Here is a 24,517-nt window from a genome sequence, read left to right as displayed (position 1 = left end):
TTGAATGTTGACCTAGTTAACCATGTCAGCTACCTTCTGAATAGAGCATACGACAGCCGGGATTCCGGATTGGGTGTTCATGGCGATCGATACGGCCGGGGCGCTGAGCACGGCGTTCCGACTCGGTGGCCCGCTACCGCAAGAGTGGGAGGAAACGAATGACGAGTATCAGAGGCGCGCTGGCGCGGCTATGGGAGGCCGACGACGACGCTGCCATGATCCAGCAGGGCGACACCTGGTTCACCTGGGGAGAGGTCCGGGCGCTTGCGGAAACCCTGGACACCGAACTGGCCGCCGCCGGGTGTGGCGCCGGCAGCAGGATCGGCGTGGTGCTCGACAACCGGATGGAGTCGATCGCGGCCCTGATCGCCATTCTCGGCAAGGGCCGTACGGTCATCACCCTCAATCCCATGCAGCCGGTGGCCCGGCTGACAGCCGATATGTCCGATGCTGATCCGCGCGCCGTGCTGGCCTCGGCGGCGCTGTGGAGCGAGCCGGTGTTCCGGTCCGCGGCCGAGGACGGCGGCATGATCGGATTCGCCATCGACGGGCAGCAGGTCGCGGCAACCACCGAGGCGCCGGCGGTGCCGGCACCACAGGGTGACGAGATCGCAGATCCGGTGGGCGTGGAGATGTTCACCTCGGGCACCACGGGCCCGCCCAAGCGGATTCCGCTCACCTGGCGCCAGCTCGAGGCCGCTCTCACCGCCGTGCACGGACATACCGGCGCGGCCGGACCGCCCGACCGTACGCCGCTCACCGGGCGCGTCGCGCTGGTCACCCTTCCGATCGTGCATATCGGAGGTCTGTGGGGTGTGCTGCAGAACCTGGCCGAGGCCCGGCCGTTCGTGATGCTCCCGCGCTTCACCGTCGAAGGCTGGTGCGCGGCGGTGAAGGAACACCAGCCCAAGGTCGCCGGTTTGCCGCCCGCTGCCATGCGCGCGGTGATCAATGCCGACATTCCGGCCGAGGATCTGGCCAGCCTGCGTGCCATCACCGCGGGCACCACATTCGTCAACCCTGATCTGGCCGACGAATTCACCGCGAAGTACGGGATTCCGGTGCTGGTCATGTACGGCGCCACCGAGTTTTCCGGCGCGATCGCCGGGTGGACCAAGCCCATGCACGCGCAGTGGTGGGAAAAGAAGCGAGGCAGCGTCGGCCGCGAAATGCCGGGGGTCAAGCTCCGGGCGGTCGCAGAGGACGGCACGGTGCTGCCGGTCGGGCAGTCCGGACGCCTCGAGGTCAGTTCCAGCCAGACCGGCACCGGCAAACACGAGTGGGTCCGTACCTCGGATCTGGGCCACCTCGACGAGGACGGCTTCGTCTACATCGACGGCCGCGCGGACGACGCGATCATCCGGGGCGGATTCAAGGTTCACCCGGAGACGGTCGCCGAGGCGCTGCGCGCGCACGACGCGATCGCCGACGCCACGGTCTACGGCCGCGAAGACGAGCGGCTCGGGAAGGTGCCCGTCGCGGTCGTCGAACTGCGCGAGGGCGCGGCCGAGGTTCCCGAGGACGAACTGAAAACCTTCTGCCGCGGCCGGCTCACCGCCTACGAGATCCCGGTGCGGATCTACACGGTCCCGGAATTGCCGAGAAGTGTGTCGCTGAAGGTAGATCGGCGTCGGCTCCTCGAAATGGTCTCCGAGATCGACGAATCCGCGGCGGTTCCCGCGGTGGCATCGGGAAGGTAGCGCAAAATGCAGCGAGAGATCTTCGAAACCGAACACGATCAGTACCGCGCAACCGTCCGAGAGTTCCTGGCTCGCTACGCGACTCCGCATCAGGAGCAGTGGGAGAAAGACGGCATCATCGACAAGCAGCTCTATGTCGAGGCCGCCAAGTTCGGACTCCTCGGCTTCTCGGTTCCCGAGGAGTTCGGCGGCGGCGGAATGTCGGGCGACTTCCGCTACAACGCGATCGTGGCAGAGGAACTGGCCCGCGCGAGTTCCGGTGGCCCGGCCTTCACCCTGCAGAACGACGTGCTCGCCCCCTACATGCTCGAGCTGACCAACGACGAACAGAAGGCCCGCTGGCTGCCGGGGTTCGCGCGCGGCGAGCTGGTCGTGGCGGTGGCGATGACCGAACCGGGCGCGGGCAGTGACCTGCAAGGGATTCGGACCTCGGCGCGCAAGGACGGCGACGACTGGGTGCTGACCGGATCGAAGACCTTCATCTCCTCGGGTATCCACGCCGATCTGGTCATCGTGGTTGCGCGCACCGATCCCGACGCCAAGGCCAGCGCCGCGTTCACGCTGCTGGCCGTCGAACGTGACATGGCGGGATTCACTCGCGGGCGCAACCTCGACAAACTGGGTATGCATTCCCAGGACACCGCGGAACTGAATTTCGACCAGGCCCGGGTGCCCTCGGCGAATGTGATCGGTGAGGTCGGCAAGGGGTTCCTGCATCTGATGCGGAACTTGCCGATGGAACGGCTGTCCATTGCCGTCGCAGCTGTCGCCTCCTGCCGCACGCTGCTGGATATGACCCTCGAATATGTCAAGTCCCGCAAGGCATTCGGGACGCCAATCGGATCCTTCCAGGCCAACAAGTTCGAGCTGGCGACCCTGGAGACCGAAGTCGATCTCGCGCAGGTGTACGTCGACCGGTGTATCACCGCGTTGAATGCGGGCACCCTCGACGGCACCGACGCCGCCAAGGCCAAGTGGTGGACCACCGAACTGCAGCAGCGGCTGATCTACACCTGCCAGCAGATGCACGGCGGCTACGGCTACATGATGGAGTACCCGATCGCCAAGGCCTACGCCGATGCTCGGATCCAGACGATCTACGGCGGCTCGACTCAGATCATGAAGGAAATCATCGGGCGCTCGCTCGGACTGTAGAAAGGAAAACCCTATGGGTGCAGTAATTGTCGAGGCCGTCCGGACCCCGGTCGGCAAGCGCAACGGTGGCCTGTCCGGAATTCACCCTGTCGATCTGTCCGCCCTCGTGCTGCAGGAGTTGGTGCGGCGGGCGGGCATCGACCCAGCGCTGATCGAGGACGTCATCTGGGGGTGCGTCGGGCAGGTCGGCGAGCAGACCCACGACATCGCCCGCAACGCGGTGCTCGCCGCGGGCTGGCCGGAGTCGGTGCCGGGTGTGACCGTCGACCGCCAGTGCGGGTCGTCGCAGCAGTCGCTGAACTTCGCCGTGGCCAGCGTGCTTGCCGGTCACTACGAGGCCGTGGTCGCCGGTGGTGTCGAGTCGATGTCGCGGGTTCCGATGGGCGCGGCGGTGGCCGGCGGCGGCAGCCCGCTCAGCCCGAAGTTCACCGAGCGCTACAACGCCTCGCCGAACCAGGGCGTCGGCGCCGAGATGATGGCCGAGAAGTGGGCGCTGACGCGCACCGAAGTCGACGCGTTCTCGGCTCGCTCGCACGAACGCGCCGCGGCCGCACAGGACGCCGGACTGTTCGACGCGCAGATCGTGCCCGTCACCCTGCCCGACGGCACGGTTGTCTCGAAGGACGAGGGCATCCGCCGCGGCACCACCGTCGAGAAGCTGGCCGGCCTGAAGCCGGTCTTCAAGGAGGACGGTGTCATCCACGCGGGCAACGCCTCGCAGATCTCCGACGGCGCGGCCGCGCTGCTGATCGTCAGCGACGAGTTCGCGGCCAAGCACGGACTGACGCCGATCGCCCGTGTGCACACGGCGGTCGTCGCCGGCGCCGATCCCGTGATGATGCTCGGCGCCCCGATCCCCGCCACCGAGAAGGCGCTGGAGCGTTCCGGTCTGTCGGTCGACGACATCGGTGTGTTCGAGGTCAACGAGGCGTTCGCGCCGGTGCCGATGGCGTGGCAGAAGGAGATAGGCGCGCCGGATGAGAAGCTGAACCCCAACGGTGGCGCCATCGCCCTGGGCCACCCGCTCGGCGGCTCCGGCGCCCGCATCCTGACCGACATGATTTTCCATATGCGCCGCAACGACATTCGCTACGGGCTGCAGACGATGTGTGAAGGCGGCGGGCAGGCCAACGCGACGATCCTCGAGCTGGTGAAGTGATGACGGCGGCAACCGAGACCGGTGCCCTGGTCGAGCGCAAGGGCAACGTCCTGCTGATCACCATCAATCGTCCCGAGGCGCGCAACGCGGTCAACGCCGCGGTGAGCGAGGCCGTCGGAGCGGCACTGGTGGAGGCCGACAACGACCCGGAAATCCGGGTAGTGGTGATCACCGGTGCGGGCGACAAATCCTTCTGCGCGGGAGCGGATCTCAAGGCGATCTCACGCGGCGAGGGTCTGTTCGCGCCCGGCAACGAGGAGTGGGGCTTCGCCGGATTCGTCCGGCACGTCATCAGCAAGCCGACCATCGCCGCGGTCAACGGCACCGCGCTCGGCGGCGGCACCGAACTCGCGCTCGCCGCCGACCTCATCGTCGCGGCGGAGGGCGCCAGCTTCGGACTGCCCGAGGTCAAACGCGGGCTCATTGCGGGTGCGGGCGGTGTATTCCGGCTGCCGGCGCAGATACCGCAGCGCCTGGCCATGGAGATGATCCTCACCGGCGACCCGATCTCGGCGGCAACCGCCCGCGAGTACGGCCTGATCAACCAGGTCGTGCCGGACGGCACCGTGGTCGAGGCCGCGCTCGCGCTGGCCGAACGGATCGCGGTCAACGCTCCGCTGTCGGTGCAGGCCAGTAAGCGGATCGCGCTCGGCATCCAGGCCGGTGACCGGCCCGCCGAGAACGACCGGTGGGGTCATTCGGAGGCCGAATGGCAGGATCTGATGGACAGCGAGGACGCCAAGGAGGGGCCGCTGGCCTTCGCCGAAAAGCGTGCCCCGGTGTGGAAGGCTCGCTGACCGTCGAAAGGCTGCGATAGCCATTCGAAGGCATTGTGCGCCAGATCAACTCGAATATCGGCGCCACGCAGAGTCCGTCCCTGCCGAATCGACAGGGGCGGACTTTTCGTCTCTGTGCGCGTCCGCCTCTGTCCCGATCGTCGGCATGGTTTCCGACCGAATCGGTCTCGGCGATTCCGCGCGTCCGCCGATCGGTGCGCCCCGAATCCGAACTCGACCGCGGCGCCGTCGTAGTGTCGTGAGCAGGTCGCGGCCCGATCGAGGCGGAGGCGGCGGCCGGTCGAGTCCGGTCGGCCCGCAGATAGGTCCAACGTTCGAAAGGGAAAGTTCATGTCGCATGAAGACAATGGTGGATCGATCGACAGCGGATCAGGCCGTGCGGAATCGGGTGACGGTAAACCCTACGACGCGAGCCCGCTGTCGGGCGAATCCGCGTGGAAGGTCGCGGTGGCGGCGGAGAGCGCCCAGCAGTTCGCCGCGATGATCGACTCGCTACGGGCCCTGCAGGACCGGGTGGCCGGATCGAATCCGCCGGCATCGGAGCTGGTCGAGGTCACCAAGCGTATCGATGAGATCGAGCGACTGCTCGCCGCGTACCAGGTCCCGCATTCGGAGTCGGTGGCCGGTCATCTCGAGGTTCCCGGCCGGGGACAGTCGCTGGCGCCGGCATTCGTGGTCGACCACGGCGACGCTGGGCAGGTGAGCGGGCGGGTCAGCTTCAGCCGCTTCTACCTCGGTGGCGGGGGAGCGGTGCACGGCGGGGCGATCCCCCTGGTCTTCGACGAGGTGCTCGGCCGACTGGCCAACGCCGGTGGCCGCCCCCGTTCGCGCACCGCCTATCTGCATGTGAACTACCGCGCCATCACACCACTCGACCGCGAACTGGCCCTCACCGCCCGCTTCGACCGCGAAGAGGGCCGCAAGCGTTTCCTGACCGCCGAACTGCGCGACGGTGACACCCTGCTCGCGGATGCGGAGGGATTGTTCGTCGCCCTGCGCCCCGGTCAACCCTGAGCGCGGTCGGACGAAGCCGAAACCCCTGAGCCGCACCGGATCACATGATGTGAACCGATGTGACATCGAGGAGTTGCCCGTGGTCGGTCAGGCGCTTGCCTGCGCGTCCGCCGCTCCGAGGTATGCGCGCTCGATCTGCTCCGGGTCTGCCGCCAGTTCTGCCGCACTGCCGCGCAGTACGTCGCGCCCGTGGGCGAGAACGATTGCGGTGTCCGCTATGTCGAGGGCGAGCCGCACGTGTTGTTCGACGAGGATCACCGCGGTGCCGCTGTCGTCGGCGACCCGGCGGATCACGGGCAGCAGCGATTCGACGATCACCGGGGCCAGACCCATACTCAGCTCGTCGATCAGCAGAACCTTCGGTTTCTGCATCAGGGCGCGCCCGATTGCGAGCATCTGTTGTTCACCCCCGGAGAGCATGCCCGCGGCGACCTTCGTCCGCTCCCCGAGCCGTGGGAAGTATTCGATGATGTCGGCGACGGCCGGGCCCGAGCGGCGGCGCGCGAGCTCGAGATTCTCCTTCACGGTGAGTCCGGTGAACAGCGCGCGATCGTCGGGCACCAGTACCAAGCCCGCGCGCGAGGAGGCGCGCGCCTGGCCCGGTTTGACGCCGGTGCCCGCGATGGACACCGCGCCGCCGAGCCCGGGCAGCAGTCCGGCCAGCGTCATGAGCAGGGTGGTCTTGCCCGCACCGTTGGGCCCCAGCAGGCACAGCACTTCACCGGCGGTGAGTGAGAGGTCGAACCCGCGCACACATGGACGGCCCTTGGAGTATCCGGCGTCGACTCGGGCGCATTCGAGAACCGTGGTCATGCGGACACCTCCGTGGGAGCGTGCGTGGTGCCGAGATAGGCTCGCACCACATCGGGATTCGACTGGATTTCCTCGGGCGTGCCCTGGGCGATGACCCGGCCGAGGTCGAGGACGACGATCCGGTCGCAGATCTCCAGAACCAGTTCCATGTCGTGGTCGACCATCAGTACGGTCACGCCCGCGTCCCGCACCGCCTGCAAACGTGCACCGAGCCATTGGCTTTCGCTGCTGTCCAGGCCCGCGGCCGGTTCGTCGAGCAGCACAATCCGGGGACGTCCGGCGAGTGCGCGGGCCACCGAGACCAGCTGACGCTGACCTTGGGACAGCTCGCTGACGGAACGGTCGGCGACCGCGTCGAGATGGAGCACACCGAACAGGGCATCGATATCGGGGGGTGTGGCTCCCGCGGAGCGTTTGGCGGCGGCCACCGTGCCGACGGCGACGTTCTCGCGCACCGTCAGGTCGTCGTACAACTCGATGCCCTGGAAGGTCCGGCCGAGCCCGAGCCGGCTGCGTTTGTGCGGATCCAGTCCGTCGATGCGCCGGTCGCCGAGTGTGACCGTCCCCGAGGAGGTGGCGAAGCCGCTGAGCGCGTCGATGCAGGTGGTTTTGCCGGCGCCGTTGGGGCCGATGAGCCCCACGATTTCCCCGGCCCGCACCTCGAAACTGACGTCGTCGAGGGCCACCACACCGCCGTACCGGACGCCGATGCCCGCGGCGGACAGCAGAATCTCATCGGAGACCTCCCGCAGCCGCGGCGGCGCTTCGGGCACGGGAGTCGCGGCCGGGCGGTCGGGTTCAGCCGGACGGATTCGGCTGAACCACCGGCGAATTCGTGCCGAATGCTGATGCAGGTGGCCGGCGAGGCCCTCGGGGTACTGGATGATCGTCAGCACCAGCAGGATTCCGGAGATGATCGAGTAGTAGTCGCCGAGGTGCAGGACCCGGTCCATGAAGATGAACAGGATGCCGCCCGCGCCGATGATTCCTGCGAGGATGCCGCCCGAGACACAGGTGATGCCCGCGATGTAGACGATCGCGAACAGTCCGATACCGGCGAGGACGGAGAACGATTCGGCGGTGGCGACGGTCTGCTGGTAGCCCATCAACGCTCCGCCGAGTCCGGCGATGAACGCGCTGATCGCGAAGGCTTTGATCTTGGTGCGGGACACGTCGATTCCCGATGCCGCCGCAGAGCGCTCGTTGGCCCGCACGGCCAGCATCGAGGCGCCGAGGCGGCTGGTTCGCAGTTTCGCGACTCCCACCGCGACCAGGACCAGCACTACGAGGCAGACGATGCCGAAGGCGATGCGCGGATATGCCTGTCCCGCACCGATACCGAGATCGATGCCGAACAGGGTTGGTTTCGCGATGTGCGCGCCGTTCAGTCCGCCGTTGAGGTTGCTGTTGCGGAACCAGAAGGCGTCGAGAAACACCGCCAACGCGAGCGTGACCACGGTGACGGGCAATCCGCGGATCCGCAGCGCGGGCAGTCCTACGATGACGCCGATCACGGTGGCCGCGAGTGCCGCGAGGATGGGGGCGATGGGGAAGGGAATCCCGAGGTCGCTGGTCAGGCGGCTGAGGGTGAACGCGCCGATGCCCGCGAGTGTGAGCTGGGCGAGCGAGATCTGTCCCGCGAATCCGGTGACGACGACCTGTGACAGGGCGACGACCGCCAGGATCAGGGTGGTGATGACGGCGGCGCGGTAGCTGCCCGTGGTCGTCAGCATGGCGACGAGTGCGACGGCGACGGACAGGACGGCCGGAACGAGCAGGCTTTTCGGTCGCGGTGCGCGGCCGAGGGTCTGGACGATGATCGCGCCGCGCGAGGGGAGCGGGCGTCCTCGGAACACGAGGAAGATGAGGATCAGGACCAGCGGAACCAGTTCTGCCATACCGGATTTCGGGAACCAGTCGATGGTGCTCTGCAGATGCGTGGTCTCCGACTGCAACATGCCGATGCCGAGGCCGGCGACCACCGTCAGGCCCAGTGCGGTGAAGTTGCCGACCAGCGCGGCCGCGAGCGCGGGCACGATGAACAGCGTGTAGGAGACCGGGATGAGCGGCACGATCGGTGCGATCAGGATTCCGCTCAGCCCGGCCACCATCGTGCTCAACGCCCAGTTGCCGTAAGCGATGCGTTCGGGGGACAGGCCGGTAACCAATGCGCCCTTCTCGGTTTCGGCCGCGGCGCGGGTGGCCAGGCCGAATCGCGTCCATCGGAACGACAGCGTGAGAACCACCGCGAGCGCCGAGATCACCCCGGCGAACCACAGCCGGTCCGCTGGAATACGGGCATCGCCGATCGACAGCGCCCCGGACGGCAGAATCGCCTTCACCGAGACCGGGGTTGTGCCGACTCGCACCGCGAGCAGGGCCTGCACGAACAGCATCACCCCGATCGAGGCCACGGCCTTCGCGACCGGTGGCGCGGTGCGCAACGGCCGGAAGACGATGGCGTAGATCGCGATTCCGAGTGCGGCCGCGATGACGAGTGATATCGCCATCGCCGGCCACAAGCCGAGGCGCGCTCCGAGATGAACCGATTTCGCCATTCCGGGAATCGGGTTGAGCAGTTCGCCCTTGCGCAACATCCCGTACGTGTAGGCCACGTACAGGGCGACCGCGCCGGTGCTGAAGTTCACGACGCCCGAACTGCGGAATGTCATCACCAGGGCCAGGCCCAGCGCCGCGTACACGGCGCCGTTGCCCAGCCCCAGCGCCAGGAAGACGAGATGGTCGGTCACGGAAAGCTCCTCGGATACCACATATTTCGCTGCAGCCTGGACTTACTTGGTGACCTGAGGGTCGGTGGGCTTGCCGTCGCTGACGGTGACCGTCACCAGCTGTGTGCTGCAGATCGAGGGCAGCGGCGCTATGGCGGTGCCGTTGCAGGTGACGGTGATGCCGTGTCCGGCGGGCAGGACAACGTTCTGGGCAGATTTGATTGCGCTGGAGACCGCCGCGGCGTTCGGATCGGCGGTTACGCCCTGTGCCGCGCGGACCAGGCCGAGCATGCCCTGGTAGCCGGTGTAGGTGTAGCCGCCGAGGTCGGTGTTCGGGGAGTACTTCTTCATCACGCTGCGGTAGAGCACCGCCTCGGGATCATTGGAGACCAGGTCCGCGGTGGTGAAGACGTGCGCGCCGTTCATCGCGTCGCCGACTGCTTCGACGGTGGCGGGGTCCAGGCATGGCTGGATGAGCATCTTGTCCTGGGTGGCGCCCAGGGTGCCGAGGGCCTTGACCACGGAGGTGCACATCGTGGCGTCGCCGACGACGGCGATGGCGCCGACATTGCCGGAGATTCCGGAGCTCACCTGCGGGGTCGCGTCCGGCGTGCCGAGCGGGATGGGCACGACCTGCAGGTCGATGCCCGCGGCGCCGAAGGCGGCCCCGCCCATGGTCTTCGCGGTAGCGGGGGCGGCGCCGGAATCGGTGACGAAGGCGGTGACCTTCTTGTAGCCCTTACCCGCCGCGTAGACCGCCATCGACTTCAGGGTGCCAGGGAATCCTCCGGTGAGGGCGAAGGCGCCGGGGGTTGTCATCTCCGCGCCGCTGGCCCCGGCCGGGGTGAGATAGGGGATTCCGGCTCCGGTGATGACCGGGACCATCGCGTCACCGTAGGCGGTGGTGGTGACGACGACGGCGGAGACCTTGTTTTCGACCATCTGGTTGGCGCAGTCACGGTTGGACGCCGGATCTTCCTTCGCCGCGCAGGTGACGAGCTGGATGGGGTGCCCGGCGATACCGCCGAGGTTCGCGTTCGCGTACTTCACGACCGCCTCGGCAGCTCCGCGGTTCGACGGCTGCGATACCGCGGGCCCGCCTTCGGGATTGATCAGACCGATCTTGATCGGGCTGCCCGTCGCAGGTTTGTCGGGGAAGGCGCTGCTGGGAGCCTCGGCCGAGGTGCTCGAGGAGTTGTCGCTGCTGCTGCAGGCAGTGGCGAGTGCGATCGCGGGAACCAGCGCGATCAGGCCGAGCCGACCGACTCGGGTCTTGATGGATCGCCAATTGTCACGCTTGTCGGTCATGGTGCTTCCCTAAGTTTGTAGGTGTCTGGGGTTGGTGCCCTGGATGCCCAGGGCGGTGGGGTGTAGCTGATGGTTTTCTGTCGTTGGTTTGGCTCAGGAGGACTGGCTGCCCCGCCGTGCTGGACGCTCCGGCTGCTGATTGAGAGCTTGTTGCGGTCGTCGCTGGTTAGGGATCGGTCGGCGGGGTTGTCCATGGGCTGGAGCTGCTAGGTCAGGAGCATGTGGGTGGCAACTCGCCCTCAGATCTGGGTCGGGATAGATGTCGGTAAGCACGCCCATCACGCGTGCGGGGTCGATGAGACCGGCAAGACGGTGTTCAGTCAGAAGTTCGGCAATGAACAGGCTGCGATCGAGGCGTTGATCGCCCGTGCCGGCCAGGCGGCCGACCAGGTGTGGTGGGCGATCGATCTGACCAGCCCGATGGCGTTGCTGCTGATCACCGTGCTGCTGGCCGCTGATCAGACGGTGACGTATGTGCCGGGCCGAGTGGTGAATTCGATGACCGGCAGCTTCCGCGGCGAAGGGAAAACCGACGCCAAAGACGCGCGGGTGATCGCGCAGAGCGCCCGCCTGCGTGAGGACCTGAACCAGGTCGTGATGCCCGACGAGCTCGTGGTCGGGCTGACCCAGCTGACCAGCTACCGCACCGACCTGATGGCGGACTGGGTGGCCGGGATCAACCGGTTGCGTGCGCTGATCGGGTCGATCTTTCCCGCGTTGGAAGCCGCGTTCGACTTCGCGAACCGGACCCCGCTGATCCTGGTCGCCGGAATGTGCACCCCCGCCGAGATCAGGGCGGCCGGAATCGATGGTGTCACAACATATCTCGTTGAAAACGGGGCCTGGAAGCCGGGAATCGCCAAGACTGCCGCTGCCGCCCTCGACGCCGCCGGACGTCAGAGCTTGGCTCTGCCCGGTGAGGCCGACACCGCGATGCTGGTCAAACGCATCGCGCGCAAGCTCCTCGATCTGGACCGGGAGATCAAAGACACCGACAAGCTCATCACGGCCCGATTCCGAGAGCATCCGTGGGCCGGCATCATCGAATCCCTGCCCGGCATGGGGCCCGGGCTCGGAGCGGAATTCCTCGTCGGCACCGGCGGTCACCTCGCGAATTTCGCCAGCGCGGGCCGCTTGGCCTCCTACGCCGGGCTGGTCCCGGTCCCTCGCGATTCGGGCCGCGTCAGCGGCAACCTGCACCGCCCGAAACGCTACAACCGGCGCATGCGGCGCGTGTTCTACATGGCCGCCCTGTCGAGCCTGCGCTACGAAAACGGACCCTCGCGCCGGTTCTACGACCGCAAACGCGGTGAGCGACTCATTCATACCCAAGCCCTCCTAGCGTTGGCCCGGCGCCTGGTCGACGTGCTGTGGGCACTGCTGCGCGACGGACGTGAATTCAGCCTCGACGCACCCGTCCCGACGGCTGCTACGGCTTGACACGATCATTGAGAGTCCTTCTCTCAGGGCGCCTGAGCTGCGACGCTCGGCGGTGATGTGGATCACAAACCCGGGGTCAGGTAAACGTAGGTGCGAAAACTAGATGTGTCAATAAGCAATCTAAGTTCACTTGGTGCGCATTGAAAGCTCGCAGAAGTCTGTGCGTGTGCGATCTTGCGTCCGAACCCTGCCGGAAGCTGCGGCAGCGGCGGAAATATCAGCTGAGCACGGAAAATCGCTGAGCACCGCTAACGATTTTCGACGCATGGAGGGTGTCGGCCGAAGTGTGTGCGGATAAGCTTGCGGCGTTGCAGATAGTAAACTATGTTATCTAGGTGAGTTCCTGGGGGCGGCGCAGGAGGACTCGGCAGAGAGGTGGGCAGGGTGCAGACGGTGAATGTCGAACGCCACGACGGGGTGGTGACGGTCGTGATGTCGCGGCCGGAGAAGAAGAACGCAGGTAGTCCGGCCATGTGGCGCGAGCTGGCCGAAATGTTCACCGAGATCGAACGCACGGCGGGCGACCGGGTCATGGTCCTGACCGGTGTGGGCGGCGACTTCTGTTCCGGCGCCGACCTGGACGGCATCTCCGACGATGCGCTGGACTACATGAAGCGCGCCAGCCATGCGGCCGAGGCGCTGTCGGCGCTGACCATTCCGACCATTGCCAAGGTCGATGGGGTCGCGGTAGGCGCGGGCTGGAACCTCGCGCTCGGGTGCGACCTCGTCGTCGCCACCGATCGGGCCAGGTTCTCCCAGATCTTCATCCGCCGCGCGCTCTCGCTCGACTTCGGCGGCAGTTGGCTGCTGCCCCGGCTGGTCGGCCTGCAGAAGGCCAAGGAACTGGCCTTCTTCGGTGAGATCCTTTCCGCCGCAGAGGCTTCGACGCTCGGCCTGGTGACTCGGATTGTGACTCCCGCGGAGCTCGATGCCACGGTCGAGTCCATGGCTCGACGCCTTGTGCACATGCCCGCCCAGGCGCTGTCGCTGACCAAACAGCTGCTGGACGCGGCCGCGGACGGCGGCAGTATCGAGGCCGCGCTGCAGCGAGAGAACCACGTCCAGGCCAACAACATCGTCGGGGCCGACGCGGCGGAGGCCCGGGCGGCGTTCCTGGAGAAGCGCGAGGCCCTCTTCTACCGACCCGATTCGCAGCCCGCCCCCACCGCGCACATCTAGGAGCCCCTCATGCTGAAGACACGATTCACCGAAGAGTTCGGCATCGAGCATCCGATCGTCCAGGGCGGGATGATGTGGGTCGGCCGCGCCGAACTCGCCGCCGCGGTCTCCGAGGCCGGCGGCCTGGGCATCATCACCGGGCTCACCCAGCCCACGCCGGAGGATCTCGCCAAGGAGATCGCGCGCGCCCGGGAGATGACCGAGAAGCCGTTCGGCGTCAATCTCACCCTCACGTTGTCGATCAATCCGCCGCCGTACGAGGAGTATCGGCACGCGATCATCGACTCCGGCGTGCGGATCGTCGAGACCGCGGGCTCCAACCCGCAGGTCCACGTCGAGCACTTCAAACAACACGGCATCAAGGTGATCCACAAGTGCACCAGCGTCCGGCACGCCCGCAAGGCACAGAGCCTCGGCGTCGACGCGCTGAGTATCGACGGCTTCGAATGCGCCGGACATCCCGGCGAGGACGATGTGCCGGGTCTGGTGCTGATTCCCGCGGCGGCGGACAAGCTGAACGTCCCGATCCTGGCCTCTGGTGGTTTCGCCGACGGTCGCGGCCTGGCCGCGGCGCTGGCGCTCGGCGCCGACGGCATCAATATGGGCACCCGTTTCATGTGCACCGTGGAGAGTCCGATCCACCAGCGGATCAAGGAGCAGATCGTCGAGGCGAGTGAACTCGACACGCAGCTCATCTTCCGGCAGCTGCGCAATACCATGCGCGCGGCGAAGAATTCGGTCAGCGAAGAGGTCGTCGAGATTCTCGGCAAGGGCGGACGATTCAAGGATGTGCAGGAGCTGGTCGCGGGAACTCGCGGCCGCAAGGTTTACGAGAACGGCGATCCCGAGGCCGGCATCTGGACCGTCGGGATGGTGCAGGGCCTGATCAACGACATCCCGACCGCCGGCGATCTGGTCACCCGGATCGCCGCCGAAGCAGAGACCGTCCTGCGCCGCAACGCGGCACTGATCTCGGATCCGGTCGCCGTCTCCTGATCCCGCCGAACGAGGAACGCAATGAGTATCGCTACGACCGAGCCAGGTAGGCCCGTGGAGTTTCGCGGGGCCGGGGGCCTGCGGTTGGCGGGGGATTGCTGGGGAAACGACGGCGACCCGGTGGTTCTGCTGCTACACGGAACCGGACAGACTAGGCATTCGTGGAAGAGAACCGGTATCCACCTGGCGGCGAAGGGGTTTCGCGTCATCGCGATCGACACGCGCGGCCACGGCGAAAGCGCGTGGGCGCCCTCGGCCGACGACTACGCGCTGGAGGTCCTCACGCAGGACGTGTGCGCGGTCGTCGACGAGATCGGGGAGCCGGTCACCATCGTCGGCGCGAGCCTCGGCGGGCTGACAAGCCTGCAGGTCGCCGCCGATCTCGGTGTCGCGCGAGTCCGGAAACTCGTGCTGGTCGATGTGGTGCCGAGAATCGAGCGAAGTGGCGGAACCCGGATCCGGGCCTTCATGCAGGGTAACCCGGACGGATTCGCCAGCCTCGAGGAGGCGGCGGACGCGATCGCGGCCTACCTGCCGCACCGCAAGCGCCCGCACAGCCCGGAAGGTTTGCGCCGCAATCTGAGACAGCGCCCGGACGGGCGCTGGCGGTGGCATTGGGACCCGCAGTTTCTCCGCAAACCGCAGCATGATCTGCACACGTGGGTGCGCGACCTCGAATCGGCCGCAGCCCGGCTCGGGGTGCCGATCCTCGTTGTTCGCGGCGCGCTGTCCGATGTGGTCAGCCGGGAGGCGGTCGAAAACTTCCTCACGGTGGTGCCGGCCGCGCAGTTCGTGGAGTTGAGTGGAGCGGGTCATACCGCCGCCGGTGACGACAACGACGCGTTCACCGAGGCCGTAGTCGAATTCGTCTGAGAAATAAGGAGTCCCGATGGGTGAGAAGAACGACGGGGTCGAGGCCGAACCGGTCCTGGTGACCCGCGAGGGGCACGTCGCGATCCTGACGTTGAACCGGCCCGATCGGCGCAATGCGATCAATCGTGGGATGCGCAAGGCGATCAAACGGGAACTGTGGAAGGCCGATGCCGACGAGGATGTCCGCGTGGTGGTGATCACCGGTGCGGGCAGCGCCTTCTCCGCCGGCGTCGACCTGCCCGAGGCGCTGACCGGTCCGCCGCCGCGCACCGAGGGCACCACACCCACTCAGGTCCTGCGCGCGATCGGCAAACCGGTGATCGCCGCGGTCAACGGGCCCTGTTACACCGGAGCTTTCGAGTTCGCGGTGAACTGTTCGTTCATCATCGCCTCCGAACAGGCCGTGTTCGCCGACACCCACGCCTCGATCGGACTGCTCAACGGGTGGGGCGGCAGCGCGATGCTGCCGCGAATCGTCGGTCTGCCGGCCGCGATCCAGATCATCCTCAGCGGCGATCCGGTGGATTCCGCGACAGCGTTGCGCATCGGCCTGGCGAATGAGGTTGTGCCGCACGAGAAGTTGATGGAGCGCACCCTCGCGGTGGCGAATTCCATTGCCGACAGCCATCCGGTCGCGGTGCAGCGCATGCTGCGGCTGCTCAAGGAGGGCGCCGGGGCGTCGGTGGCACACGCCCTCGGCCTCGAGGCCGAGGCGTCGGCGGCATGGCGGCCGGACGGCAAGGATATCGGCGCCCGTTTCGACAAGCGTCCGGCGAAGTCGAATTCCGATGCCTGAGACAGCCGCACCGAGATATGCCGACGAGCTGCGAGCGGTCCCGTTGACCGACGTCCTGGCTCTGGACCGCATCGATCGCGATCTGTTCCGATCGGTGCACCGCTTCGAGGTCGATCGCCCGCTGTACGGCGGCCAGGTCATGGCGCAGGCTTTGCTCGCCTGCGGCGCGACGGTCGAGTCGGACCGGTTACCGCATTCGCTGCACGGCTACTTTCTCCGTCGCGGGAACGGCGCACGGTCGGTGCTGTTCCGGGTCGACAACGATCGTGACGGCCGCTCGTATTCGGCGCGCCGGGTGGTCGCGTTGCAGGACGGCGAGGTCATCTTCAGCATGGCGGCGTCGTTCCGGACGGTGGCCGAGGGGCAGGAGCGCACTCGATCGGACGTGGCGCCACTCCTCGCGCCTGAGCAGTGTCGCGCGGTCACATTGGATCCGGAACTGGCACTGCAGGTCCGGGTCCAGGACTGGTCGAATCCGGAGAAGTTCTTTCCGGTCCGGTTCTGGGCACGGCCCAATGGCGAACTGCCGCAGAATGATCCGCTCGTCCACGTCGCCGCGCTCGCCTACCTGTCGGATTTCTCCACCGGACTGCGGCGCACGGTCGGCAGCGAGGTCCTCGGTCCGAGCCTCGACCACGCGCTGTGGTTCCATCGGACTCCACGCTGGGACGACTGGCTGTTTCTCGACTATCGCAACGGTGTGTCGGCGGGCCACCGCGGCTGGTACACCGGCAGTGTCATCGCCGCTGGTGAGGTCGTGGCGAGTCTGGCGCAGGAAATGGCCTACCAGCACACGGTGCCCCGGAACGACGGCTCGGCGCGATGATCGATTGGCGTGTGCCGTCGCGGCGAAAGATGCTGTCGCGCTTCACTCCTGGCGATCCGTGCTTGACCGCGCTGCCGATCGACGACCCGTTGAATGATGCCGCGATCGCGGTGCGGCGAATCACTGATGCATTGGCGCGCACTGCTCCCGATGAGAAGGGACTGCCCGCTGCGGCCGCCGAGCTGGAGCGCATCGCCGAATCCCTGGAGAGCCGCACCCGCCCTGTTCGGGCCCAGCTGTCGCAGATGTGGCAGGGCGAGGGGGTCGCGCGACACGATCCGGCGACCGGTCCGGAGAACCCGATCGCGCCTCCGCTGACCATGCGGGATGTCGGTGACGGCTGGGCGGAAGGAGTCGTCACGCTCGGCCTGCCGTATCAGGGTCCGCCCGCGCTCGTCCACGGTGGCGTATGCGCACTGCTGCTCGACGGTGCGCTGGCCGTCGCGAACGGGTTGGCGGGAGCCGGCGGTCTGACCGCGCAACTCGATATCACCTACCGCAGGCCCACACCGCTGTACGTCCCTTTGACCGTGCGTGCCCGGCAACTGCGCCGGGACGGCCGCAAGGTCTACACCACCGGCGCGATCATCGCCGGTGGGCAGGTGACGGTGTCGGCGCGGGGACTGTTCATCGTTTCGGGCGAGGCCGGTGGAGACGATGCCGAATGATCGACCACCTGCCGCTCGAGGCGTATCCGTGCACGCGGGCGATCAGTCTGATATTCGCCGATATCGACACCATCGGTCACGTGAACAACGTCGCCATCGCGCGATTCTTCGAAGAGGGCCGTGTCGCCGCGGGACGGATGATCGGTGAGTTGCTGTCCGAGCCGATGCCTTTGCGGATGGTCCTCGCCCATGTCGAGATCGACTACCTCGCGGAAGTGATGTATCCGGGCGAGGTTCAGGTCGGCACCGGCGTGCACCGGGTCGGGCGGACTTCGATCGAGTTCCGGGCCGGGCTGTTCCAGCACGGCAGGCCGGTGGCGGTCTCGCGTTCGGTCGATGTCAACACCATCGAGGGCCGGCCCGGCTCCGCGCCGCTGAGCGAGCGATACCGGACTGCGGCGGAGAAGCTGCTCCTGCCTCTCGGCTGAGTCCCGAATGCTCCCGGTATTCGGGCCCACCGGCCGGAGGGCCTTTCGCCGAACAAGGCGGAGCTGTAATCTCTTACTAAGTTAACCTAGTGCTTATTGAAAATTGGCTGAGGAGGCGTGGTGGAAGGATCGACAGGTCCGGCGACAGGGCCGACCGGGACGGGCGACTGGCGTGAGCGCTTGACCGCGCTGCTCGACGACTATGCGAAGCGTCCGCGGCCGCAGACGTCGAGGGAACGTGCCGCGGCGGCACGCGCCTGGCAGTCGGAATTGGTCGACGCGGGAGTGGCCGCACCCGGCTGGCCCAAAGCTGTCGGCGGACTCGAGCTCGGGCTCGAAGACCAGCTCGACTACTACCGGATGACCAGCGCCGCCGGTGCCCCGAAGCATCCGAACCCGATCGCCTTCATCGTCGCGCCCACCCTCATCGTCTACGGCAGCGAACTGCAGAAGAAGCGGTTCCTCGAACCGCTGCTGCGGGCCGACGAGAACTGGTGCCAAGGCTTCTCCGAGCCCGGCGCGGGCAGCGACCTGGCCTCGCTCTCCACGAAGGCGGTACGCGACGGCGACACCTACCGCGTCACCGGCCAGAAGATCTGGACCACGCAGGCCACCGAGGCAGATTGGATGTTCACCCTGGTGCGCACCGGTCCGGCCGGTCGCGGCACCGACGGCATCAGCTATTTGCTGATCCCGATGAACTCACCCGGCATCGACGTCCGGCCCCTGCGCGACGCCTCCGGCGGGTATCACTTCGCCGAGGTCTTCTTCGATGATGTCGTGGTGCCCGCGGAGAACCTGGTCGGCGAGGAGGGTAAGGGCTGGTCGGTGATGCGGACCTCCCTCGGCCACGAGCGTGCGACCGCATTCCTGGCCGACGAGTTCCGCTACCGCGGTCTGGTGGACAAGGTGTTCTCCCTCGCGATCAGCCAGGGCTACGCCGACAATGCCCTGATTCGCCAGGAACTCGCCGCCGTCGAAACCGGCGTGCGCGCCATCGCGGCCAACAGCGCGCGCGCCCTCGATGCCGTTCTGCGCCAAGCGGATCCGGGCGGGGTCGCCTCGGTGAATCGCCTCGTCAAATCGGAGTTCGAACAGCGGTTGCACCGGCTCGCGCTGCGGCTGACCGGATCGGGCGCGGCCCTCGGTGGCCGGTCGCCGGGTGCGGTCGCCGGCGGCAGTTGGACCTACGGCTATTTCATGACCAGGGCCTCGACCATCGGCGCCGGCACTGCGGAGATCCAGCGCAACGCGATCGCCGAGCAGGTGCTCGGGCTGCCGTCGCATCGCGGCGAAGGCACCCGTCCGGCAGCGGTCGCGCCGGGGCGCCCATTGTCCCCGCCGGACGAGGACGAGGCCGCTCTGCGCGAGGTCCTCGGCAAGGCGCTGGCCTCGCACACGAGCACCGAGCAGTTGCTGTCCTGGGCGACGAAGACCGCCGACTACGACATCGGGCTCTGGGACGAGCTGATCCGGTTCGGCCTGCCCGGTCTCGCATTGCCGGAGGCACTCGGCGGCGGTGGCGCGAGCCTTCGCCTGTTGGCGGCGGCCGTCGAGGAGGCCGGCTACGCGGTCGCCCCGGTGCCGCTGGTTCCGACTCTCATCGCGCTCGAGGTGCTGTCGCAGGCCGGTGCGACCGAGGCCGTGCGTGCGGTATGTGACGGCGCCACCGCGGCCTTCGTGGTTCCCGTCGACGACAACGGCTGGACCGTCGATGGCCCGCTGCCGATGCTCGACGGGACCCGGCTGTCGGGTTCGGTCGAGCGGGTGCCGGGGGCGCCGGTCGCCGATCGGCTGGTGCTGCTCGCACGCGATGTCGCTACCGGCGAGTTGGTGCTCGGCACGGCGAAACCCATCGAGGTCGAGATCGATCCGCAGGAATCGGTCGATGTCACCGGCACCATCGGTGTGGTGGTGCTGGACGGTGTCGAGCCGCAGATCATCGCCCGCGGGGCCGAGGTGACCCGAATCCTCGACGCCGCACGGCCGGTGGCCCAGTTGGTGCTCGCGGCCGACTCGGTCGGGGTCGCGAACCGGGCCCTGGCGCTCGCCGTCGACTGGGCTGGGCAGCGCGAGCAGTTCGGTCACCTGATCGGCTCGTATCAGGCCATCTCGCATCGCTGCGCCGACATGCTGGTCCGGGCGGAGGGCGCGCGCGCCCAGGTGCTGTCCGCGGCCGAAGTTGAGGCCGGCGACGCCGAGTCGCGACTGTCCACCGATATCGCGACCGCGGCCGCGCTCGACGCCGCGGTATGGGCGGCGGAGAACTGCATCCAGATCCACGGCGGTATCGGATTCACCTGGGAACATCCCGCCCACCTGCTGCTGCGCCGAGCCACCGCCAATCAGGTCGCGCTCGGCCGGGCGGAGAATCTGCGCGACCGTGCCGCCGGTGCGGTACTGGCCCGACTGTCGTGAACAAGGAGATCTGGTGACTGCGGTCGATGCGGGCCTGGCCCTGCTGCGGGTGTGCATGGGACTGACCATGGCCGCCCACGGATACGCAAAGCTGTTCCGCGGCGGCCGAATTCCCGGCACCGCCAGATGGTTCGACAGCATCGGCATGCGTCCCGGCACCCTGCAGGCGTGGCTCGCCGCGGGCACCGAGTTGGGCGCCGGAATCCTGCTCGCACTCGGCCTGCTGACCCCGTTCGCTTCGTCCGCGTTCGTCTCGCTGATGCTGGTGGCCGCGTGGACGGTGCATCGCGGGCACGGCTTCTTCATCACCGCCAACGGGTGGGAGTACAACCTGATCCTCGCGGTCGGCGCGGTCTCCGTCGCGGTCGGAGGCGCGGGCCGGTTGAGTCTGGACTGGGCGATCTTCGGCCGCAACGTCTTCGACGGCTGGGCCGGATTCGCGGTGTCGGTGGTACTCGGCCTCGCGGCGGCGGTGGGGCTGCTGGGTGCGTGCTATCGCCCGGTGCGCGAAGCGAGCGTCGCGAGCTAGCGGCTCTCGGCGCGGAAGAAGGGACCATGAGTATGGAGTTCGAGCATCTGGGGCGCAGTGGCGTCACCGTCTCGCGGCTGTGCCTGGGCGCGATGTCGTTCGGGGCCCTGGGTAACGCCGATCACGACAACTGCCGCGCGATCATCGATCGCGCGCTGGATGCGGGCATCAACTTCATCGACACTGCCGATGTGTACTCGCGCGGCGAGTCCGAGGAGATCGTCGGGAAGGCGATCGCCGGTCGTCGCGACGATGTGGTGGTGGCGACCAAATTCTTCAACGCGATGAGCCGCGATCCCAACCAACGCGGAGCCTCGCGGCGCTGGATCGTGCGGGCCTGTGAGGACAGCCTGCGCCGACTCGGCACCGATTACATCGACCTGTATCAGGTGCATCGGCTCGACGAGGCCACCGATCTGGACGAAACCCTCGGTGCGCTGTCGGATCTCGTCCGTTCTGGCAAGGTGCGGATGGTGGGCACCTCGACGTTTCCGGCGGAGGCGATCGTCGAGGCGCAGTGGGTGGCCGCCGACCGTGGCCATATCAGGCCGCGCTGTGAGCAGCCGCCGTATTCGATCTTCGTGCGCGGCGCCGAACGCGACGTATTCCCCACCTGTCAGCGCTACGGCATGGGTGCCATCGTCTGGAGTCCGCTCAACGGCGGATGGCTCACCGGAAAGTACCGGCGCGACAACGAGTCCGATGCCACCGCGCGGTTCAGCCGCCTCGGGCACGGGGCATGGCGCATCGATTCCGACGGCGCCCAACGCAAACTCGCACTGCTGGACCGGCTCGACGCTATCGCCGCCGAGGCGGGCATCGATCTGATCACCCTGGCGCTCGGTTTCACCCTCGCCCACCCCGCGGTGACCTCGACCATCATCGGCCCGCGCACGATGGACCAGCTGGAAAGCCAGTTGAAGGTCGTGGACACCGCGCTGACCGACGAGGTGCTCGATCTGGTGGACGAGGTGGTGGCTCCCGGCGTGACCCTCGCGCGCGCCGACCTGGCCTACGAGCCGCGCGCGGTGCGGCACAAGCATTTGCGCAGATCCGCCCGGTCGATGGGAGCGACGCGATGACAGATATCGCCACCTACGATCCGGAGGCGTTGCGCGCCAAGTGGTACCGGGACGGCTGGTACTCCGACCGCACGGTCGTCGACGCGCTGGAAGAGGGCGGCGAGAAGTATGCGGACACGGCGGTGGTCTTCGCCGGGGCCGACGCGCTGATCGACAGTTCGGTGGGCGAGATTCACCGCGAGGCACGGCGCGTCGCGGCCGCCTTGCAGGGGATGGGCGTCGGACCCGGTGACGCGGTGGTCGTGCAATTGCCGAACAGGTTCGAATGTTCGGTGGCCTACGAGGCGGTGCTGCTCACCGGTGCGACGCTGGTTCCGGTCGTGCACATCTACGGCACGGCCGAACTGTCGTTCATCCTCGCGGAATCCGGGGCGAAGGTACTGATCATGCCGGACCGGGTCCGCTCGACCCGCTACACCGACCGGATCACCGAGCTGTCGGCGGTTGCGACTCTGGAACGGATCGTGGTGGTCGGCGACGGCGAATACGCAGGTGCCACGAGCTGGGCGGGTCTCGACCGCGACGGCGTGTATACCGAACCGAATGTGCGGTCCGACGACGTCTGCCTGCTCGTCTACACCTCCGGGACCACCTCGGCGCCGAAAGGTGTTCAGCACAGCCATAATTCGATGCTCGCCGAGCAGCGCACGCTTCCGCGGCTGCAGAACACGACTGCGGGGGCGGTGCATCTGGTGTCGTTCCCGCCCGGCCACATCGCGGGCGTGGGCAGTGTGCTGCGGCCGATCCTGCACGGCACCGAAACCGTGTACCTGGAGAATTGGGACCCGCGCACCGCGGTCGAACTGATCGGCCGGTACGGCGTCACCTCCACGGTCGGCACGCCGTTCCACCTGACCGGGATCCTGGATGTGGCCGACCGCGGCGACAAACTGGCCACCCTGACCGAGTTGATGCTCGGTGCGGCAACGGTTCCCGACGAACTGGGCAGGCGGGCCGCGGCGGCCGGCATCACCACCTACCGGTGCTACGGCTCGACCGAGCACCCCACCATCACCGTCTGCAGCGTCGACGATCCGCAGGATGTACGCATCCACACCGACGGCTCCCCACTGCCCGGCGTGGACGTCCGTGTGCTGGACCCCGCCGGCCGTGACGTGCCGGCCGGAGTCGACGGCGAGATCGTCACCCGCGGACCCGACCAGTTCGTCGGCTACCGCGACTCCGTGCTCAACCGGGCCGCATTCACCGACGACGGCTGGATGCGCACCGGTGACCTCGGCCACCTCGACAGCGACGGCCGGCTCTCCATCACCGACCGGATCAAGGACGTTGTCATCCGCGCCGGCGAGACGATCTCCTCCGGTCAGATCGAGGATGTTCTGGGCACTCACCCAGCCGTCGCCGAGGGCGTGGTCGTGGCCGCACCCGACGAGCGGTACGGCGAGGTCGCCGCCGCGATCGTTGTCCTCGCACCCGGTGCCGAACTCGATCTCGACCAGATCCGCCGCCACTTCGCAGCCTCCGGTCTGGCCAAGCAGAAGATCCCCGAGAAACTCGTGATCGTCGACGAACTGCCGCGCACCGCGGTGGGCAAGATCCGCAAGGCCGACCTGCGGAAGAAATACTTCGCCAAGGTGGACAACACATGATCAACTGGAACTCACTGCGACTGCCGGTGATGGCGGCGCCGATGTTCATCGTCTCCAACCTCGACCTGGTCATCGCCGCGTGCCGGGCCGGCATCATCGGCGCGTTCCCGTCGGCCAACCCGCGCCGCCCGGAAACCCTCGACACCTGGCTGCATGCGATCCGCGAGGCCGAGAAGCAGACCGTGGACGCCGGTGGTGAGTTCGCGCCGTTCTGTGTGAACATGCTCGCCTCCGCGGCCCTGGACAAACGGGCCCGCGACGAGGCCTTGGCCACCGTGCGCAAGCATCGGGCGCCGCTGATCCTGACCAATATGGGCGACCCACGCGAGGTCGTCGACGCGGCGCACGAATGGGGCGGCATGGTCTTTCACGATGTGACGACCATCCGGCACGCCGCGAAGGCGATCGAGGCGGGTGTCGACGGACTGATGCTGGTTTGCGCGGGTGCGGGCGGACATGCGGGAACCCTGTCGCCGTTCTCGTTCCTGCCGAAGGTCCGCAGCATCTTCGACGGCCGCATCATGCTGGCCGGCGGCATCGCCGACGGCAACGGGATCGCCGCCGCGCTCGCGCTCGGCGCAGATATCGTGGTCATGGGCACCCGATTCATCGCCACCGCCGAATCGGGCACCGTCGATGACCACAAGCAGATGCTGGTCACCTCCAAGAGTGAGGACGTGCTGTTCACCGATGCGATCGCCGGCCTGCCGGCGAGTTTCCTCGAGCCGTCGATCGTCCGGGCCGGTCTCGATCCGAAGAACCTGCCCCGGCCGACGGGTAAGCATCGCCCCAACCTGCCCGCGGGCATCAAACCGTGGAAGTCGGTGTGGAGCGCCGGGCATTCGACCGGACTGATCAACGATGTGCCGAGCGTGCAGGCGGTCGTGGACCGGCTCGCCGTCGAGTTCGACAACGCGCGTATACCTGCTGATTGGCGAAAGGCCCTGTCGCACAACGGTTGAACGGCGCATCGATGATCGGTAGCAGCAAAGCCGGC

The 24,517-nt window shown here is 67.4% G+C and carries 21 protein-coding genes; 18 read left to right on the top strand and 3 right to left on the bottom strand.

Annotated elements, in window-relative coordinates; translation table 11 throughout:
- Positions 1-158: 158 nt before the first annotated feature.
- From C5E41_RS17555 to C5E41_RS17530, 5 genes are all read left to right on the top strand, one after another.
- Positions 159-1,700: a class I adenylate-forming enzyme family protein gene (locus tag C5E41_RS17555; RefSeq protein WP_104376887.1), complete on the top strand. Its 1,542-nt coding sequence runs from the start codon at positions 159-161 to the stop codon at positions 1,698-1,700.
- A 6-nt stretch (positions 1,701-1,706) separates the two neighbouring features.
- Positions 1,707-2,855 carry an acyl-CoA dehydrogenase family protein gene (locus tag C5E41_RS17550; RefSeq protein WP_104376886.1) on the top strand — a complete coding sequence of 383 codons (1,149 nt, stop codon included), beginning with the start codon at positions 1,707-1,709 and terminating at the stop codon, positions 2,853-2,855.
- 13 nt (positions 2,856-2,868) lie between these two features.
- Positions 2,869-4,014, top strand: coding sequence for a thiolase family protein (locus tag C5E41_RS17545; RefSeq protein ID WP_104376885.1), 1,146 nt, complete (start codon positions 2,869-2,871; stop codon positions 4,012-4,014).
- A complete protein-coding gene (locus C5E41_RS17540; RefSeq protein ID WP_104376884.1) occupies positions 4,014-4,811 on the top strand; it encodes a crotonase/enoyl-CoA hydratase family protein in 798 nt (265 codons plus the stop codon). The genes C5E41_RS17545 and C5E41_RS17540 overlap by 1 nt, the downstream gene beginning before the upstream one ends.
- A 330-nt stretch (positions 4,812-5,141) precedes the next feature.
- On the top strand, positions 5,142-5,825 hold the full coding sequence (locus tag C5E41_RS17530; protein ID WP_258081039.1) for a hotdog domain-containing protein: 684 nt from the start codon (positions 5,142-5,144) through the stop codon (positions 5,823-5,825).
- Positions 5,826-5,912: 87 nt separating this feature from the next.
- Here C5E41_RS17530 and C5E41_RS17525 read toward each other — a convergent pair whose 3' ends face one another.
- Genes C5E41_RS17525 through C5E41_RS17515 form a run of 3 tightly spaced genes read right to left on the bottom strand, consistent with a single transcriptional unit; the run spans position 5,913 to position 10,675 of the window.
- Positions 5,913-6,638 (bottom strand): ABC transporter ATP-binding protein, encoded by a 726-nt coding sequence (locus C5E41_RS17525; protein WP_104376882.1) that lies wholly within the window; start codon positions 6,636-6,638, stop codon positions 5,913-5,915.
- Positions 6,635-9,388, bottom strand: coding sequence for a branched-chain amino acid ABC transporter permease/ATP-binding protein (locus tag C5E41_RS17520; protein WP_104376881.1), 2,754 nt, complete (start codon positions 9,386-9,388; stop codon positions 6,635-6,637). The genes C5E41_RS17525 and C5E41_RS17520 overlap by 4 nt, the downstream gene beginning before the upstream one ends.
- A 42-nt stretch (positions 9,389-9,430) precedes the next feature.
- Positions 9,431-10,675: an ABC transporter substrate-binding protein gene (locus C5E41_RS17515; RefSeq protein WP_104376880.1), complete on the bottom strand. Its 1,245-nt coding sequence runs from the start codon at positions 10,673-10,675 to the stop codon at positions 9,431-9,433.
- A 225-nt stretch (positions 10,676-10,900) separates the two neighbouring features.
- Between C5E41_RS17515 and C5E41_RS17510 the strand changes: the two genes are divergently transcribed.
- The 13 genes from C5E41_RS17510 to C5E41_RS17450 all read left to right on the top strand — a co-directional run bounded on the left by C5E41_RS17510 (position 10,901) and on the right by C5E41_RS17450 (position 24,482).
- The gene (locus C5E41_RS17510; protein WP_104376944.1) at positions 10,901-12,115 is read left to right on the top strand and encodes an IS110 family transposase; all 1,215 of its coding nucleotides are present in this window, start codon (positions 10,901-10,903) and stop codon (positions 12,113-12,115) included.
- 417 nt (positions 12,116-12,532) lie between these two features.
- Positions 12,533-13,294, top strand: coding sequence for an enoyl-CoA hydratase/isomerase family protein (locus C5E41_RS17505; protein WP_258081038.1), 762 nt, complete (start codon positions 12,533-12,535; stop codon positions 13,292-13,294).
- Between the two features lie 9 nt (positions 13,295-13,303).
- Positions 13,304-14,290: an NAD(P)H-dependent flavin oxidoreductase gene (locus tag C5E41_RS17500; RefSeq protein WP_104376879.1), complete on the top strand. Its 987-nt coding sequence runs from the start codon at positions 13,304-13,306 to the stop codon at positions 14,288-14,290.
- 21 nt (positions 14,291-14,311) lie between these two features.
- On the top strand, positions 14,312-15,163 hold the full coding sequence (locus C5E41_RS17495; protein WP_104376878.1) for an alpha/beta fold hydrolase: 852 nt from the start codon (positions 14,312-14,314) through the stop codon (positions 15,161-15,163).
- 16 nt (positions 15,164-15,179) lie between these two features.
- Complete coding sequence (locus C5E41_RS17490; protein WP_104376877.1) at positions 15,180-15,959, top strand: enoyl-CoA hydratase-related protein; 780 nt, start codon at positions 15,180-15,182, stop codon at positions 15,957-15,959.
- A complete protein-coding gene (locus tag C5E41_RS17485; RefSeq protein WP_104376876.1) occupies positions 15,952-16,785 on the top strand; it encodes an acyl-CoA thioesterase in 834 nt (277 codons plus the stop codon). The genes C5E41_RS17490 and C5E41_RS17485 overlap by 8 nt, the downstream gene beginning before the upstream one ends.
- Positions 16,782-17,453 carry a PaaI family thioesterase gene (locus tag C5E41_RS17480; protein ID WP_308706055.1) on the top strand — a complete coding sequence of 224 codons (672 nt, stop codon included), beginning with the start codon at positions 16,782-16,784 and terminating at the stop codon, positions 17,451-17,453. The genes C5E41_RS17485 and C5E41_RS17480 overlap by 4 nt, the downstream gene beginning before the upstream one ends.
- Entirely contained in the window at positions 17,450-17,881 is a 432-nt protein-coding gene (locus tag C5E41_RS17475) for an acyl-CoA thioesterase (RefSeq protein WP_104376874.1), read from the top strand. Before C5E41_RS17480 ends, C5E41_RS17475 begins: the two co-directional genes overlap by 4 nt.
- A 120-nt stretch (positions 17,882-18,001) precedes the next feature.
- Positions 18,002-20,299, top strand: a complete 2,298-nt coding sequence (locus C5E41_RS17470; RefSeq protein ID WP_104376942.1) for an acyl-CoA dehydrogenase family protein — start codon at positions 18,002-18,004, stop codon at positions 20,297-20,299.
- A 13-nt stretch (positions 20,300-20,312) separates the two neighbouring features.
- Positions 20,313-20,828: a DoxX family protein gene (locus C5E41_RS17465; RefSeq protein WP_104376941.1), complete on the top strand. Its 516-nt coding sequence runs from the start codon at positions 20,313-20,315 to the stop codon at positions 20,826-20,828.
- Positions 20,829-20,860: 32 nt separating this feature from the next.
- Positions 20,861-21,910: an aldo/keto reductase gene (locus tag C5E41_RS17460; protein WP_104376873.1), complete on the top strand. Its 1,050-nt coding sequence runs from the start codon at positions 20,861-20,863 to the stop codon at positions 21,908-21,910.
- Positions 21,907-23,520 (top strand): AMP-binding protein, encoded by a 1,614-nt coding sequence (locus tag C5E41_RS17455; protein ID WP_104376872.1) that lies wholly within the window; start codon positions 21,907-21,909, stop codon positions 23,518-23,520. The genes C5E41_RS17460 and C5E41_RS17455 overlap by 4 nt, the downstream gene beginning before the upstream one ends.
- Complete coding sequence (locus C5E41_RS17450; RefSeq protein WP_104376871.1) at positions 23,517-24,482, top strand: NAD(P)H-dependent flavin oxidoreductase; 966 nt, start codon at positions 23,517-23,519, stop codon at positions 24,480-24,482. The genes C5E41_RS17455 and C5E41_RS17450 overlap by 4 nt, the downstream gene beginning before the upstream one ends.
- The last annotated feature ends 35 nt before the right edge of the window (positions 24,483-24,517 follow it).

Origin of the sequence: Nocardia nova (assembly GCF_002933465.1) — a bacterium.
GTDB lineage: Bacteria > Actinomycetota > Actinomycetes > Mycobacteriales > Mycobacteriaceae > Nocardia > Nocardia nova_B.
Note: the sequence above shows the minus strand (reverse complement) of the source record. Positions and strands in the feature narration are given on the sequence as shown.

Excerpts from the sequence above, each read along its gene's own strand:
- C5E41_RS17490 (WP_104376877.1), top strand. The coding sequence starts at position 15,180 with ATGGGTGAGAAGAACGACGGGGTCGAGGCCGAACCGGTCCTGGTGACC.
- C5E41_RS17475 (WP_104376874.1), top strand. The coding sequence starts at position 17,450 with ATGATCGACCACCTGCCGCTCGAGGCGTATCCGTGCACGCGGGCGATC.
- C5E41_RS17450 (WP_104376871.1), top strand. The coding sequence starts at position 23,517 with ATGATCAACTGGAACTCACTGCGACTGCCGGTGATGGCGGCGCCGATG.
- C5E41_RS17500 (WP_104376879.1), top strand. The coding sequence starts at position 13,304 with ATGCTGAAGACACGATTCACCGAAGAGTTCGGCATCGAGCATCCGATC.
- C5E41_RS17555 (WP_104376887.1), top strand. The coding sequence starts at position 159 with ATGACGAGTATCAGAGGCGCGCTGGCGCGGCTATGGGAGGCCGACGAC.
- C5E41_RS17550 (WP_104376886.1), top strand. The coding sequence starts at position 1,707 with ATGCAGCGAGAGATCTTCGAAACCGAACACGATCAGTACCGCGCAACC.
- C5E41_RS17515 (WP_104376880.1), bottom strand. The coding sequence starts at position 10,675 with ATGACCGACAAGCGTGACAATTGGCGATCCATCAAGACCCGAGTCGGT.
- C5E41_RS17530 (WP_258081039.1), top strand. The coding sequence starts at position 5,142 with ATGTCGCATGAAGACAATGGTGGATCGATCGACAGCGGATCAGGCCGT.
- C5E41_RS17485 (WP_104376876.1), top strand. The coding sequence starts at position 15,952 with ATGCCTGAGACAGCCGCACCGAGATATGCCGACGAGCTGCGAGCGGTC.
- C5E41_RS17495 (WP_104376878.1), top strand. The coding sequence starts at position 14,312 with ATGAGTATCGCTACGACCGAGCCAGGTAGGCCCGTGGAGTTTCGCGGG.
- C5E41_RS17480 (WP_308706055.1), top strand. The coding sequence starts at position 16,782 with ATGATCGATTGGCGTGTGCCGTCGCGGCGAAAGATGCTGTCGCGCTTC.
- C5E41_RS17540 (WP_104376884.1), top strand. The coding sequence starts at position 4,014 with ATGACGGCGGCAACCGAGACCGGTGCCCTGGTCGAGCGCAAGGGCAAC.
- C5E41_RS17545 (WP_104376885.1), top strand. The coding sequence starts at position 2,869 with ATGGGTGCAGTAATTGTCGAGGCCGTCCGGACCCCGGTCGGCAAGCGC.
- C5E41_RS17460 (WP_104376873.1), top strand. The coding sequence starts at position 20,861 with ATGGAGTTCGAGCATCTGGGGCGCAGTGGCGTCACCGTCTCGCGGCTG.
- C5E41_RS17455 (WP_104376872.1), top strand. The coding sequence starts at position 21,907 with ATGACAGATATCGCCACCTACGATCCGGAGGCGTTGCGCGCCAAGTGG.
- C5E41_RS17525 (WP_104376882.1), bottom strand. The coding sequence starts at position 6,638 with ATGACCACGGTTCTCGAATGCGCCCGAGTCGACGCCGGATACTCCAAG.